The organism is Shewanella chilikensis, from assembly GCF_002836945.1.
Classification (GTDB): domain Bacteria; phylum Pseudomonadota; class Gammaproteobacteria; order Enterobacterales; family Shewanellaceae; genus Shewanella; species Shewanella chilikensis.
In genome coordinates this window covers 1-13,941 of sequence record NZ_NIJM01000024.1, presented here as the reverse complement: position 1 = coordinate 13,941, position 13,941 = coordinate 1, and the positions used below count along the sequence as shown (strand labels likewise).

The 13,941-nt window shown below is 53.7% G+C and carries 12 protein-coding genes and 1 pseudogene; 8 read left to right on the top strand and 5 right to left on the bottom strand.

Annotated elements, in window-relative coordinates; translation table 11 throughout:
* Window positions 1-53: 53 nt before the first annotated feature.
* On the bottom strand, window positions 54-1,409 hold the full coding sequence (mgtE, locus tag CX651_RS10790; RefSeq protein WP_101056004.1) for a magnesium transporter: 1,356 nt from the start codon (window positions 1,407-1,409) through the stop codon (window positions 54-56).
* 22 nt (window positions 1,410-1,431) lie between these two features.
* Window positions 1,432-2,082, bottom strand: a complete 651-nt coding sequence (locus CX651_RS10785; RefSeq protein WP_101056003.1) for a hypothetical protein — start codon at window positions 2,080-2,082, stop codon at window positions 1,432-1,434.
* A 556-nt stretch (window positions 2,083-2,638) separates the two neighbouring features.
* Between CX651_RS10785 and CX651_RS10780 the strand changes: the two genes are divergently transcribed.
* The 5 genes from CX651_RS10780 to mtgA all read left to right on the top strand — a co-directional run bounded on the left by CX651_RS10780 (window position 2,639) and on the right by mtgA (window position 6,641).
* Window positions 2,639-3,691, top strand: a complete 1,053-nt coding sequence (locus CX651_RS10780) for an endonuclease/exonuclease/phosphatase family protein (protein WP_101056002.1) — start codon at window positions 2,639-2,641, stop codon at window positions 3,689-3,691.
* A gap of 167 nt (window positions 3,692-3,858) precedes the next feature.
* Window positions 3,859-4,599 (top strand): sporulation protein, encoded by a 741-nt coding sequence (locus CX651_RS10775; protein WP_101056001.1) that lies wholly within the window; start codon window positions 3,859-3,861, stop codon window positions 4,597-4,599.
* A gap of 65 nt (window positions 4,600-4,664) precedes the next feature.
* A complete protein-coding gene (gene trxC / locus CX651_RS10770; RefSeq protein WP_101056000.1) occupies window positions 4,665-5,090 on the top strand; it encodes a thioredoxin TrxC in 426 nt (141 codons plus the stop codon).
* Window positions 5,066-5,737 (top strand): alpha/beta hydrolase, encoded by a 672-nt coding sequence (locus CX651_RS10765; protein WP_101055999.1) that lies wholly within the window; start codon window positions 5,066-5,068, stop codon window positions 5,735-5,737. Before trxC ends, CX651_RS10765 begins: the two co-directional genes overlap by 25 nt.
* Window positions 5,738-5,924: 187 nt before the next feature.
* Entirely contained in the window at window positions 5,925-6,641 is a 717-nt protein-coding gene (mtgA, locus tag CX651_RS10760; protein ID WP_268249217.1) for a monofunctional biosynthetic peptidoglycan transglycosylase, read from the top strand.
* On the opposite strand, the gene CX651_RS10755 is transcribed toward mtgA, so the two are convergent.
* Complete coding sequence (locus tag CX651_RS10755; RefSeq protein WP_101055998.1) at window positions 6,625-8,376, bottom strand: sensor domain-containing diguanylate cyclase; 1,752 nt, start codon at window positions 8,374-8,376, stop codon at window positions 6,625-6,627. The two genes, mtgA and CX651_RS10755, sit on opposite strands and share 17 nt — an antisense overlap.
* 118 nt (window positions 8,377-8,494) lie before the next feature.
* Entirely contained in the window at window positions 8,495-8,938 is a 444-nt protein-coding gene (locus CX651_RS10750; protein WP_101055997.1) for an Lrp/AsnC family transcriptional regulator, read from the bottom strand.
* Window positions 8,939-9,046: 108 nt separating this feature from the next.
* Here CX651_RS10750 and CX651_RS10745 point away from each other — a divergent pair, with 108 nt between their 5' ends.
* A complete protein-coding gene (locus CX651_RS10745; RefSeq protein ID WP_101055996.1) occupies window positions 9,047-9,631 on the top strand; it encodes a LysE family translocator in 585 nt (194 codons plus the stop codon).
* Window positions 9,632-9,708: 77 nt separating this feature from the next.
* Here the strand turns inward: CX651_RS10745 and CX651_RS10740 are convergent, their stop codons facing one another.
* Complete coding sequence (locus CX651_RS10740; protein WP_101055995.1) at window positions 9,709-11,736, bottom strand: S9 family peptidase; 2,028 nt, start codon at window positions 11,734-11,736, stop codon at window positions 9,709-9,711.
* A 303-nt stretch (window positions 11,737-12,039) separates the two neighbouring features.
* Here CX651_RS10740 and CX651_RS10735 point away from each other — a divergent pair, with 303 nt between their 5' ends.
* Window positions 12,040-13,407, top strand: coding sequence for an L-cystine transporter (locus tag CX651_RS10735; RefSeq protein WP_101055994.1), 1,368 nt, complete (start codon window positions 12,040-12,042; stop codon window positions 13,405-13,407).
* 407 nt (window positions 13,408-13,814) lie between these two features.
* Window positions 13,815-13,941: pseudogene (locus CX651_RS10730) on the top strand (alpha-amylase family glycosyl hydrolase); the annotation flags it as partial.

The following is a 13,941-nucleotide window of genomic DNA, read 5'->3' as shown; positions in this document are numbered from 1 at the left end:
GACAAGGCGTTTTCCGGCATAACCTGGGTTTCCATAGGTTATGCCAAGGTTCATTAACCACTGACAGGCGGAAAATCCAAAATAGCGGTGGCGACATTGAAGTAGACGATGACACCTATGATATCGGCTATCGAAGTCACCAGCGGCGCGCTGGCCGACGCTGGATCCAGCTTGAACTTACTCAGCAAGAAGGGCAGGGACATGCCTATCAGGCTGCCGATAATCACCACAAGTTGCATAGTCAGGGCGACCACCAGGGCGATATCGCCGCCGCGCCAATAACCCAGGGTAAATACCGCAATGGCCATGGTGGCACCCAGCAAGCCGGCCACAAGCAGCTCTTTGGCCAGTAGCGACAGCCAATCTTTGAGGACGACCTCCCCGGTGGCCAGAGCCCTGACCATTAAGGTGGCAGACTGTGAACCGGCGTTGCCGCTGCTGCCGATGAGCAGTGGCAAGAAGAATACCAGAGCAACATAAGCTGTAATGGTATCTTCAAAGTAGGCGATCCCAGTGCCGGACAACACATTGCCGAACACCAGCAACACCAGCCAAAAGACTCGCTTACGATAGAGCATGCCAATACTGGCTTCCTTGAAAGAGCAGGCCAACTGCCCCACGGCGCCGTGTTTGTTGAATTCGGCATCGGCCTGGGCACTGGCCACATCCATGGCATCATCATAAGTGACTATGCCGACCAGTTGGTCTTTGCCGTTGACCACAGGCAGCGCCAGCAGATCATAGTGGGCTATCATCTGCGCCGCTTCTTCTTTGAAGGCTTCCGCTTCTATGGCTATGGTCTGCTCTTTCATAAAGTCTTTCACCAATGCCTTGGGGGGCGCGATGATGAGCTGACGCAGCGACACATTGCCTATCAGGCGTCCGCGCTCATCCACCACATAGGTCTGGTAGATGGTTTCCAGATCTGCGGCAACTTTCCTCAGGCTGTCTATAGCCTCTTCCGCGGTGTGATTGACCCGCAGCAGGGCATAGTCAGAGGTCATAATGGAGCCAACCTTGGAGTCATCATAGGCCGCCAGGGTACGCATATCCTCGCGCTCCGCCTTGGCCAGAGTGGGTAGCAGCAGCGCTTGCTGCTCAACATCCAACTCGTTATAGAGGTCGGCGCGCTCGTCTGCCGCCATCTCCATGATAATTTTCCCAAGGGTTTGATGATCCAGTGCTTCCGCCAGCAGCTTTTGCTGCTGATGGGGTAGATACCGCAGCAGCGCCGCCGCGGTTTTGGGCTGGCACAGGGTCAGTATTGAGGCCGTTTGCTGGCTGTCGAAGGTCGGCAGTACGGCGGCTATGTCCGCCGGATGCAGCTCGGATGCCAGCATCTGCATCGCCTTGGCGTCTTTGTTGGCCAGAATAAGGTGCAGGTTGAGTATGATGTTGTTGCTGTTCATAGGTCATTCTCCCAATGAGCTATCAAGAAAAGAAAAATTGTATGCCGGCGCCAAATTGGCGGGCGCCACCGCCATACTGATTGCCATAACCCAATTGCCACTGCCAATGGGCGTTGGGTTGGTTTTGCCAGAGTAGCTGGTAGCCATAGTCGCCTTGGCCCAGATACTGGTTTTCAAACAGCAGAGTTTGCTGCTGAACTTTGAAGCCGGCTCCCAGGCCAAAAATCATTGCCGGACCTTCCCCCGACTCCAGGCTCAGCCCTAAGTTGTTGCGCACAAAGAAGCCCTGGGTGGCAATCGGCAGATCGCTACTGACCAGGGCGTGACCCTGCCAGCCATCTCTGTGATGACGCCCCAGCTCCAGTGCCAGAGTCTGAGATAAGCCGTTTGTGGCCAGCGGTTGTTTGTAGCCGAGTTGCCAGCCGCGGCTCTCATGTCTGTCCCAGGGGGCATCCCGGTCGTCTGTTTGCAGTTCCAGCGCCAATTCGCCGCCAAAGACGGCTTGGTTGAGCCCCAGGGCAAAGCCGTTGTTGCCCGCTTGTCGTTGCCAGTCGACAGCGAGTTCTGTGGCAGCGGCAATATCGGGATCTTCCAGCAACTGAATGCCGGCATGCAGTTGTCCATGCCAGAGCAGGCCGCCCAGCAGCAGCGTATTGGTATATCTGAGTTTCATGCTTGTTCCTCCTGTGTGGGGGAACACTCAAGGTCGTAGATGGGGCAGCGGCAGCAAGGCTGTCCTAAGTAAAAAACCTTTATGGATGCATTAGTTTGCAGCCACAGGAGAACACTGCGGCATGCGTATGCATGTAAAGCTCAACAAGGTTTTTATGGGGAGTAACGGAAAAAGGGATTCTTTAATACGCTACTGCCAGTCCTGGCAGTAGTTTGCGAAGCTGCAGACTAGTGCCGGGCAAATAATCCTGTCTGACTGACAGGGCATCTACTGTCACCTATGTGTGTGTCCACAGTGGGTCTCCGTATGGTTAATTAAGCGGCGATTGTATGGTCGAAACCAAACAAGTCAAGCGGGAGATCGAAAAAGCCTGTCAAACAGGTTTTTTTAGCCACAAACAGCGGCTTTATGTTGCTTATTTGTTGGGCTATTGGGCGCTGTTGGGGGGTAATGGGTAGCCGGAAGGTTGTTTTTGGTGTGCTATTGGACAAATCTCAGCAGCGGCTTAATATCAACACTATTACTCAGCAGGGTTACCGGAGCCGCAGCGCTTTTCATGTCTTCCAATATCCGCATCGCGAGTCTGAATCTGTTCAATTTTGCCATGCCGCCGCTGGCGTTTCATGAGTTCAACAACATCTATACCCAAGGGCAGTGGCAACAAAAGTGCGACTGGACAGTCCGCTGGCTGCAGCAGGCGCAGCCAGATCTGGTGGGCTGGCAGGAGTTATTCAGCCCCGAGCCGCTACGCGAATTGTGTCAGGCTGCCGGTCTTGCCCACTTTGCGCTGGTAGATTCGCCGGTCATAGAAGGCTTTGTTGCCCGCAAGAGTGTGGTGGCACTGGCAAGCCGTTTTCCGATTGTTTCCTTGGCGGCGGTGGAGCTGGATAGCGAACTGGCATTTTCACTTGGACTCAAGGAAGAGTTTCAAAGTAGTCGCCAGATACTGCGAGCCACCTTGATGCTGCCGGGGATAGGCCACTGTGATACTTACGTGGTGCATTTCAAATCACCTCGCAACAAGTTGCCCAAGGGCGCGGTCGAGTTGCAAGGTGCCGCCGGGCTGCTGGCCGAGAGTGCGCTGGGCCGATGGTCAGCCACTTTGCAGCGTGGCAGTGAGGCCATGTTGTTGTATCAGGCGATACTCAAGCGGCGCCGGCAAAGCGGCAATGCTGTGGTGCTGATGGGGGATTTCAACGCCGGCATAGATTCCAGTGAACTCAAGGGCCTGTTGGTGGGTGCCGGGCAGCTCTATAACGGGGATATTCGCGCTGCGGGCCTTCACGGCCTGCCAGATGAAAGGCTGAAACTGCAGCTGGCGCATTTTCAACTGTTTGACGCCTGGCAGCTCTGGCGAGAAGCCTCTGAGCAAAGTGGCGAGCAAGTGACAGTGACTCGCCCCGTGACCCATTTTCATGGTTCTCAAGGCAGTGTGGTCGACTATCTGTTGTTGAGTCAGGAGTTTGATGCCCGCAGTCAGCATAGTTTGGCAGAAGTGGCAGATTACCGGGTTTATGACAGGCATCTGCTGCGGCCGCAGTTTGAACTGGATGCCCAGGCGAGCGACCATACACCGATTTTGGCAGAAGTCCGTTTACGCCATCCCTGATTAGGAGGATGATTTTGCCGGCCTCTGGTTTTTAACTGGCTCAGAATGAGTTTTGTTGCTGCCTGCTTGTTGGGTTTGGGAGTTTACAGCCAATGCGTTCGCCCTTTACTCGCCGAAGAAAAGGGGCTTAAATGCGGCAAGGCCTTTTAAGTAAACAGGAACAGAGGATGTTTAAGAAATTGCTTGCTGCAGTTGGCGTTGGCGGCGCCAGTGTCGATACTCGTTTGCTCAATGCCAGCCTGCAACCTGGGCAAACCTTCGAAGCCCGAATCGTGCTCAAGGGCGGCGAGGTAAGCCAGAGTATTGCCGGCCTGGAGCTGGCCCTTATGACTCGGGTTAAGGTCAGTGATGGCGACAGCAGTCATTTTATCAATCATTGTCTGGCCAGCTGGCGTATCAGCGAAGGCTTTGAACTTCAGGCCGGAGAGGTGAGAGAGTTGCCTTTTATCGGTCAGTTGCATCCTGAGACCCCATTTACCGAGTTGCCGGTGCGTAACAATCAATGCCGGGTCTGGCTGCAAACCGGGCTGGCGATAGATTACGCCATAGATCCAGGCGATCAGGATCTGCTGCAGATCCAGCCTACCCAGCTGTTGCTGCACCTGCTGCAGGCCATGGAGGAGTTGGGCTTTGTCCTTAAAAAAGCCGATGTCGAGCAAGGCTATATCAACACCTCTGATTTTCGCAGTGGTTCAGGCTGCTATCAGGAGTTGGAGTTTGTACCCACAGGGCGTGGGATCCGCCTTTTGCGTGAAGTGGAACTTACCCTGGTTCCCGATGGCGAGCAAACCCATCTGCTATTGGAGCTGGACCGGGCCTTTCGCGGTGATGGCTATCTGAGTCTGACCTTGGATAACCAGGCCGATTATCCCCAGGTGCTGGCCCTGTTGCGACCTCATCTGGCTTGAGTCGGTTTAACGCCGTCCCCTATTTCACAGTGTGCGGCGATAATGCCGCTTGAGAGGAGAGTCCTATGTTGATTGCGTGTCCCCAATGCGCTGGAATGAACCGGGTGCCGGAAGAACGGCTGTCTCAAGGCCCTAAGTGCGGCCACTGCAAGCAGCCTTTGTTTCTAGGCCTTCCAGTAGAACTGACTGATGCCAACTTTGCCAACCATGCCCATAAGTCAGAGCTGCCGTTGGTGGTGGATTTCTGGGCCGGCTGGTGCGGCCCTTGCAAACAGTTTGCTCCTATATTCGAGCAGAGCGCTGCCGAACTGGAGCCGGAGTTTCGTTTCGGCAAGCTGGATACCGAAGCTCAGCAAGCGCTGGCGGCCCAGTATGGGATCCGCTCCATTCCGACCATAATGCTGTTCAAAAATGGCCGAGTGATAGCCCAGCAGGCCGGTGCCATGCCCAAACAGGCATTCCAGCAATGGCTCAAGAGTCAGCTAATTTGAGGCTGGATAACAGCAAAGCCCTGGTGGTGCTGGTGCATGGCTTCAATAAAGATGAGCGTGACATGGGCTTTCTGGCCCAAGGCTTGGCTCGGCAATACAGTATCCTGTGCCCCAGATTGCCCACCCGTTTCGGCTCACTGCAACAAGCGGTAGTGACCTTACGCCAGGCGCTGGATGAGCAGAAATGGCAGCAGTATCCCAGGGTGCACTTTGTGGCGCACAGTATGGGAGGCTTAATTGTTCGGCAACTGCTGGCAGAGCAGCCGCCCGACAATTTGGGCCACAGTGTGTTTATTGCCACGCCCCATGATGGTTCACCGCTGGCGAGCCTGGCCGATAAGCTTCCGGGATATTCCCGGCTATTTCAGCCGCTGCAATCTCTGCTGCCGGGGCAGCGCTGGGCAAGTTGGCGCGAGGATAGTCAGGCTCATCTTGGGATCATCGCCGGCAGTGGGACTCAAGATCCCTTGGGCGCCTTGATTGACGGCGAGTCCGATGGCCGGGTACCCCTGGCGTCCACCCGTTGTGATGATGCCAGTGATTGGATGGTGTTGCCCCTGTGCCATAAGGCCATACATTGGCATCAGGATACGCTGGCGGCAGTACAGGGCTTTCTTGAGCGCGGCCGCTTTGGCCCTGACCAATGAGCGCTGACTAACGGGCTAAGAAAAGTGCCGCTGAGTCTCCCGGGTGCTCCGGATAAGCTTACAGATTGTCATTCCGGGCCGGGTTCGCACCTGGCAAAATACTCAATTATTATTCACAGAGGGTTTCCTGGCTCACTCAGTTTCAGGTGCACTCAAGTTCAGGTGGGCTTATTTATCAGGAGCGAATTTGGCCGCGAAAAAGGGATGGTTTAGGCGACTGACAGGCTGGCTGATAAAACTGTTGTTGGGGCTGATGGTACTGTCTCTGCTGATGGTGATAGCGCTTAAGTTTGTTAACCCACCGCTGTGGAGCTGGCGTATTGAACGCTATTGGTTTCCACCGGCGCCGGTAACACAGGTACAGCGCCAGGTGCAGCATCAGTGGCAGCCGCTGACTCAGATATCTGCCAATATGCAACTGGCGGTGATCGCCAGTGAAGATCAGCGTTTTGCCCTTCATTCCGGTTTTGATCTCAAGGCGATTCAGAATGCCATAGAGGAAAAACTTCAGGGGGAGCGTCTCAGGGGCGCCAGCACCTTGAGCCAGCAAACCGCCAAGAACCTGTTTATGTGGTCTTCGCGCAGCTTTATTCGCAAGGGAGCTGAAGCCTGGTTCACTCTGCTTCTGGAGCTGGTGTTGGATAAGCCCAGGATCCTTGAGTTGTACCTGAATATTGTCGAATTCGGCCCGGGGATCTACGGCGTCGAAGCGGCGGCGCAGCACTACTTTCATAAGAGCGCCGCTCAGTTGTCGTCCCGCGAGGCCGCCTTGCTCGCCGCCTTGTTGCCTAATCCCTGGCAATATCAAATCGATCCACCGAGTGCTTACATGAACCGCCGCGCCGACTGGATCCAGCAGCAGATGCGGCAATTGGGGCGGCAAACACTTAAAGACCTGGATTGATTTCAATGTCGGTATTTACCCCTTGGTCGCCAGCGCTTGAATTGGCGACGACCCGATTGCGGCCACTGTTTTTGGCTTGATAAAGTGCGTGGTCGGCTCGTTTTACGGCCGCTTCTATCGATTCTGTTGCAATTTCAACCTCGGCGATGCCCAAGCTTATGGTGCAACTTATCTTGTCTCCCGTGTCGGCGGTTAGCTGCATCGCTTCGACATTGAGGCGCAGCTGCTCGGCTCGCTGCAAGGCTTGGTTTAGTGGGGCTCCCGGCAGCAAGATCACGAACTCTTCACCGCCGAAGCGGGCCGCCATCTCGGCTCCTTGGCAGTGTTGCTTCAATAATTTGGCCAGGGCGACTATCACCCTGTCGCCCAAGTGGTGACCAAAGTTATCGTTGATCTGCTTGAAACTGTCTATATCCAGAATAAGCACAGAGATAGCCTCGCCATTGCGGCCGGCCAGCTTAAGTTGATAGTCGGCCTCAGAATAGAAATAGCGCCGGTTATAGAGTTTGGTCAGAGGGTCTGTGGCCGCCTGGCGCTTGAGCTCTTCCTGCGAGGCGCGGATATCCTCAAGGATTTTGATCCTGTAGGAGATGATAAACGCCAGGGTCAGGGCTTCCAGCATAATGCCTATGCCGACTCCGTGGCTGCTGAGATAGCTCGGAGAGATCAATCCCTTGTAGAAGAGCACGGCTATGCCATTAAAGATAACAAAAAAACTGTGGCCTACCAGAAAGTACTTCACCAGTGGATTGCCCTTGCGATATAGGGAGATACTCACAGAGAAGGTCACCAACATCATGAGTGCTGCCAGGCTACTGGCGGGTTTGAGTGCTGCTGAGATATCAAATAAGCCCCAGAACAAGGTCGCTAGCAGCAGTAACAGCATCAGCTGTAGCGCCTTGTGCTCTGTGGGGTAGAACTTTCTGGTCTCGAAAATAGCCGTCATAAACAGCAGCAGGAAAATCGGCATGGTGAGCAGCGACAGATTGAGCATGAAGACGCTCGAGCCGTAGGCGTTGAACACGCTGGCAACTAGACCATAGGACAGGGCTATCCACACCAGACCCGAGATCAGATACAGCGAATAGTAGATGTTCTCTTTCTTACTGGTGGCGAAATACAGCAGGCAGTTGTAGAACACCAGTGCCAGCAACATGCCCACCATAAGTGCAATATCATAGTGAGTGCTCACCAGGGCCCGCCGCGAATTTTCTCCATCCATCAGTGTCATGGCAAACCATTGATGGGAGTAGGCGTGGCTACGAATATACAGGGTTGTTATCTGATCTGGCGCCAGCTTCAATGGGTAGACGACTGTACCCCGATACATGAGCGGGTTGTTGGCGGCCTGTTCGAGGTCCAACTGCTCGTGTCGCTGCAGTTGTTGGCCGCTTTCCTCATAGATGTCGATTTGCTGCACATGGTAAGCATGGGGCAGGTGTAAAAACAGTGGCTTTGCCTGTGAGAGCCTATTGTGCAGTATCAGCTTGAACCAGGTGACCCTGGCATTGGTACCCAAGGTGGTGACATTATCGGTTACGCCGAAAGGCTTCTGGCGTGCCTGCTCAAAGCCAAGGTTTTGGCTGTCATCAATGAAATAGCCGATTTTGAATTCATCAAGCGCGACGCTGCTTTGTTCTATATTAATAACGGGAAGTTTAACCTGCTCTAATGCAAATGGTTTTAGGCTGGTTAGCAGCAAAAACAGGCACAGCAACGCGTATCTCAATTCCATTCAAGTATCCATTTTCCCTGGCGCCGGCATGTCCAGGCGCTTCTTTATTGTTCAATGGTACCCAAGGATAAAAAGTGTCGCCAGCAATACCGCTTGTTATGCGGTTTATCGCAGATAATTATTGACGTTGATCTTTCGGTGAATCCATTACCACCATGGTGGTAATGGATTTGACTTGAGGATATTCCCCGAGGACTTCGGCATGAAAACGTTTATAGCTGCTGAGATCTTTGGTCTCGACCCGCAACAAGTATTCGTTGGCGCCTGTGATATTGTGGCACTCTACTACTTCCCTGGCGTAGCGGATATGCTCTTCAAAGCCTAACTGGGATTGTTTACTGTGACTGTTGAGGCCTATGGCGACGTAAGCAATAAAACCTATGTTCAGCTGGCTCTTGTCCAATACGGCCCGGTAGCCCGTGATCAGCTTTTTTCGCTCCAGTTCCTGTACCCGTCTCAGGGTGGCAGAGGGAGATAATCCCACCCGCTCGGCCAGCTCGACATTGGAGATCCGGCCATCACTCTGTAGCTCTTGCAATATTCTTTCGTCAAATCTATCCATGGTGATGTTTTATTGCTTACTTTCCGCTTTAAGAGCAAATATAAGCACAAAATTGCGTACCAATCCATCTAGTATTTGCTGACTGCTTATTTCAGGAGTAAAGCAAGAATGGAGCCTAATCTGCTATGGCCTTTGGTGATGTTTGCCTTTGTTTCAACCGTGACCCCAGGGCCCAACAACATCATGTTGATGACTTCAGGTGCCAATGTGGGGTTTGTTCGCACCTTACCGCATATGCTGGGGATAGTACTGGGGTTCAGCCTGATGCTGTTGTTGGTGGGTATCGGCGTGACCGGCTTGTTTCAGGCCTATCCTTGGTTGCACCAGTTACTGAGTTTGCTATGTATTGCCTACATGGTGTATCTGGCGCTGAAAATCGCCTTGAGTCGTCCGGGAAATACCAATGAAGGTTATCGCAGCATGACCTTCATTCAAGCGGCATTGTTTCAGTGGTTCAATCCCAAGGGATGGTCCATGGCGCTGGCGGCGGTGAGTCTTTACAACCCGAGTGCCAGTTGGCAGCAGTTGTTGCTGATCTCTGTAATATTTGCCTTGGTCAATGTCCCGTCTGTCAGTATCTGGACCCTTATCGGCAAACAGTTGAGTCGCTGGCTGACGGCGCCCAACTACGCCCGTGGTTTTAACTTGTTGATGGGCGGTCTCTTGCTGGCATCCATAGTACCCATGCTCTGATGTTCGCTTTTCGTGGCATTAATATGAAAGAAGGCGACCCTGAGTCGCCTTCTTGCTTGGATGCCGATTATCGGCGCTTAACGTGGGCCCGGCTCGGCATAATGGGTCATCCAGTCTTTGACCTGGTTATACCAATAGATGGAGTTGTTGGGCTTCATGATCCAGTGGTTCTCATCGGGGAAATAGATCATCCGCGATTCCACTCCACGGCTTTGCAGGGTGCGGAACAGCTCAAAACCTTGTCCCACGGGCACCCGGTAGTCCAGCTGACCGTGGCTCACCAGCGTCGGGGTATTGAAACCTGCGGCAAAGTAATGGGGCGAAATCGACTGGTAGATTTCCGGGTTTTCCCAGTAATGGCCGAAGCGGGTGCTGTGCACGGCGAAGTCGGAAGCCATCTGGGAGTACATGTCGTACACGGCGGCATGGATCAGCAGCGCCTTGAACGGATGTTTCTGCCCGAGGATGATGGAGGTCAGATAGCCGCCGTAGCTGGCACCACCGGCCACCATGCGATCGCTGTCGATCCAGCTCTTTTGTTCAAACCAGTCGGCTGCCTTGAGGACATCATCCAGAGACTTGTTTTTCCAGTCCGGGTTGATGGCATCGGCAAAGTCCTGGCCGAAGCCGCTGGAACCGTGGAAATTGGGCCAGGCGGTGACATAACCCCAGGAGGCAAAGGTCTGGGCGTTCCAGCGATAGTGGAAACCATCGCTGATGGCGTTGTGTGGACCGCCGTGTACCAGCATAAACAGCGGGTACTTCTTGCTGCGATCGAAACCCGGTGGGTAGTGCACCCACATCTGGATATCCTGGTTGTTGTAACCCTTGTAGGTCACAGATTCATAGCTGCCCAGATCCACATTCTTGAGCAGTTCGTCATTGAACTGCTCCAGCCTTTGGCCCTTGCCGTTCTTGGGATTGATCGCCAGCAGTCGCGCCGGATAAAGGAAGCTGTCGTTGAGGGCAATCAGGGTGCCTTTCTTGCCTATCTGCGGCTGACCATAGTTGGTGTCCTTGGTGATCGCCTTCACTTTGCCGCTCTTGGCATCGATATGATAGATACGGCTGGTGGCGGCATCATCAATGGCGGCGTAGAAGCCTTTGCCATCCGGCGTCCAACTGAACTGAGACACAGATCTGTCCCAATTGGCGGTCAGGGTCTTGAGCTTACGGCTGTGGATATCCAGCAGCATCAGCCTGGAGGTGTCGGCATAGAAACCCGGTATCTTCTGGCGAGTGAAGGCCAGCGTCTTGCCGTCGGGGCTGAAGCTTGGGCGGCTATCGGGCGCTTCGTTGTCCGGTGTCAGGTTTTCTGCCTTGTCTGCGCCTATCTTGCCGAGGAAGATGTCCAGCTTGGGATCGACCTGGTTGTCGGAGCCGTAGGCGTTGAAGGCGATCAGTTTCTCATCGGCAGACACATCATAGCTGCCGGCGCTTTGACTCGAACGAGGCAGCTCATGGCCCAGTGTTTGAGTAATGGCTTCTATCTCGCCGCCCTTGGCGGGAATTCGGAACACATGCGCCTGACGACGTTCATCCAGCCAGTGATCGAACTGGGCATAGGGCAGGGCATTCCACTGCTTGGCCGAGGTCTTGTTGTCCTTGTCGGCTTTCAGCTGCTCTTGCATCTGCTTCCAGTCCTGCCCGGGGAAGATGTTGCTGATGAAATAGAGATGTTTACCTACCCATTTGATGCCGTACACGCCGGTAGGCACTTCGGTCAGCCGCTGCGCTTCACCCGGGCCATTCATCGGCAGCAGATAGATCTGCCCGGCATCGTCTTCATTACGCTGGCTGACAAAGGCCAGAGTGTTGCCATCGGGAGAAAATACCGGGTTGCTCACCTTGAGTCCGGCGGCAGTTAGTGGGCGTTGATGTTTGCCATCGGTATCAAAGTACCAAAGTTGGGTCGACCCTTTGTCGGCCTTGACATCATACTCGGTCACGGGGGCGATGATATGCTCGCCGCCCGGCGATACTACCGGGCTGCCGATACGCTTGAGTTGCCACAATAGCTCAACCGACAAGGGCTTGCCCGGCTCTGCCCACGCCGATGCCAGTGGCATCAAGAGGCAGAGCAACAGAATTCCAACCTTCTTCACGGAAAGTCTCCTTTAGATACAGATAGTTATTATATTTAACAGCAGAGGCTGCCTCGGGAGTATATCCCCGGATGATGAAAACAAGCTTATCCGGGAACGGTTTGATGGGATTATTTTGTGTAACTTTCTGTTAGCGCTCGTACGGTATCGTGCGAAATTTGGCCGTTTTTTATGGGGTTAAGCCAGGCCATTTATAATTAGAGGCTATAAAGAATAATAACTTAATATTTTGTCGTGCTTAAACAAGCGCCTATTATGCGGTAGATTCTCTCTTCATATACCGTTTCCCGTATAAGGTTCCATATGTCTATTGCAGTTATCGCAGCCATTGCGGTATTTCTCGGCGTTCTGTTTATTCTGTTTCACCAACAGCAAAAAGAGCACAAATTATCCCGTCTGGTGCTGATCGGTTTAATCCTCGGCAGTGCCTATGGCTTCCTGATGCAGTCTTACTTTGGCGTGGACAGCCAGGTCACAGCAGAGGCGCTCAGTTGGATAGCCATAGTCGGTGGTGGCTATGTGGCCTTGCTGAAGATGGTGATCATGCCCTTGGTGTTGGTGTCCATGGTCGCGGCAGTGGTCAAGTTGGATAAGGGCGGCTCGCTCGGCAAGATCTCCTCCCTGACCATATTTATTTTGATGGCGACCACAGCCGTGGCGGCTTTGATAGGTATTCTGGTCACGTCCATCTCAGGGATTTCTGCCGAGGGGCTGATAGCCGGTAGCCGGGAAACGGCGCAAATGGCGGTATTGGATACCAAGGCGGCTTCGATTGCTGATCTGACTGTACCGCAAATGCTGCTGAGCTTTATTCCGGTAAATCCTTTTGCCGATCTGGCCGGTGCCCGTTCCACTTCCATCATTGCCGTGGTGATTTTCGGTATCCTCCTCGGGATAGCAGCCCGCAAGGTGATGCATGAGAAAGAGCAACTGGAATCCCCCATACGGACCTTTGTTGAAGGTGCGCAGGCGATTGTTATGCGCCTGGTGAAGATGATTATGGCGCTGACTCCTTATGGTATTGCCGCGCTGATGGCCAAGGTGGTCGCCTCTTCCAGCGGCGCCGATATGCTCAACCTGTTGGGTTTTATTCTGGCCTCTTACGTCGCCATCCTGCTGATGTTTGTTGTTCACGGCATGCTTGTAGCCATGGTGGGCGTCAGCCCACTGGACTACTTCCGTAAAATTTGGCCCGTGCTGACCTTTGCCTTCTCGTCGCGCAGTTCGGCGGCGACTATTCCATTGAATGTCGAGGCTCAGGTGACTCAGCTGAATGTGCCGCCTGCCATTGCCAACCTGGCGGCCTCTTTCGGTGCCACTATCGGCCAGAACGGTTGCGCCGGTATCTATCCGGCCATGTTGGCTGTAATGGTGGCGCCCAGCATGGGCATAGATCCACTGGACTTGCATTTCATGCTGTCCTTGATTGCCATAGTGACCATCAGCTCCTTCGGGATAGCCGGTGTCGGTGGCGGTGCAACATTTGCGGCGCTGATCGTCCTGCCTGCCATGGGGTTGCCGGTGGCCATTGTGGCGCTGCTGATCTCCATCGAGCCGCTGATTGATATGGCTCGTACCGCCTTGAACGTATCCGGCTCCATGACCGCCGGTACCATGACCAGTCGGCTATTGAAGCAAACCACGGAAAACCAGACGGCCGAGCAGCAATAAGTTAGCCCCGGCTAACGGCTTGAGAAAAAGGATGCTGCGGCATCCTTTTTTGACTCGTGCTCTCAACCCCCAAAGGGGACAAGCTGGATTTTTGTTGTCTCAGGCGGTTATAATTCCGCCATCCTCGCCTATTGGAGCTCACGCCAAAATGAACAACTGACACCTGATCACCAATCTTTTTTACTTTTCCATTATTAGATTGGCAGGGTCGGTCGGCGTGTTCGCTCAAGTCTTTATTGTTGCAGTCAGTTGGTACTCATTCGCCATATCATGACTGCTTAAACCCGGATCGGATCTCGCCGTGCCTCCCTGTCTAGAACAAAGACAGGACAGCCATATCTTTTTGATGTTTCGCCCAGCCTTGACTAGGCTTTGAAATACCCATCAAAGCTCAGTCGAGGTTGGTTATGACCAGTGCCCGTCGCCAGTTGATAGATGTTGAAAGTACGCCCTTTTACCACGTGATTAACCGTTGCGTTAGAAGGGCATTTTTGTGTGGTGAAGATGCACTGTCGGGGCGCAGTTACGAGCATA

What these genes read in the sequence shown, in the direction of transcription:
- mgtE (WP_101056004.1), bottom strand. Translation starts at nt 1,409, where the DNA reads ATGAACAGCAACAACATCATACTCAACCTGCACCTTATTCTGGCCAAC.
- CX651_RS10785 (WP_101056003.1), bottom strand. Translation starts at nt 2,082, where the DNA reads ATGAAACTCAGATATACCAATACGCTGCTGCTGGGCGGCCTGCTCTGG.
- CX651_RS10780 (WP_101056002.1), top strand. Translation starts at nt 2,639, where the DNA reads ATGTCTTCCAATATCCGCATCGCGAGTCTGAATCTGTTCAATTTTGCC.
- CX651_RS10775 (WP_101056001.1), top strand. Translation starts at nt 3,859, where the DNA reads ATGTTTAAGAAATTGCTTGCTGCAGTTGGCGTTGGCGGCGCCAGTGTC.
- trxC (WP_101056000.1), top strand. Translation starts at nt 4,665, where the DNA reads ATGTTGATTGCGTGTCCCCAATGCGCTGGAATGAACCGGGTGCCGGAA.
- CX651_RS10765 (WP_101055999.1), top strand. Translation starts at nt 5,066, where the DNA reads ATGGCTCAAGAGTCAGCTAATTTGAGGCTGGATAACAGCAAAGCCCTG.
- CX651_RS10755 (WP_101055998.1), bottom strand. Translation starts at nt 8,376, where the DNA reads ATGGAATTGAGATACGCGTTGCTGTGCCTGTTTTTGCTGCTAACCAGC.
- CX651_RS10750 (WP_101055997.1), bottom strand. Translation starts at nt 8,938, where the DNA reads ATGGATAGATTTGACGAAAGAATATTGCAAGAGCTACAGAGTGATGGC.
- CX651_RS10745 (WP_101055996.1), top strand. Translation starts at nt 9,047, where the DNA reads ATGGAGCCTAATCTGCTATGGCCTTTGGTGATGTTTGCCTTTGTTTCA.
- CX651_RS10735 (WP_101055994.1), top strand. Translation starts at nt 12,040, where the DNA reads ATGTCTATTGCAGTTATCGCAGCCATTGCGGTATTTCTCGGCGTTCTG.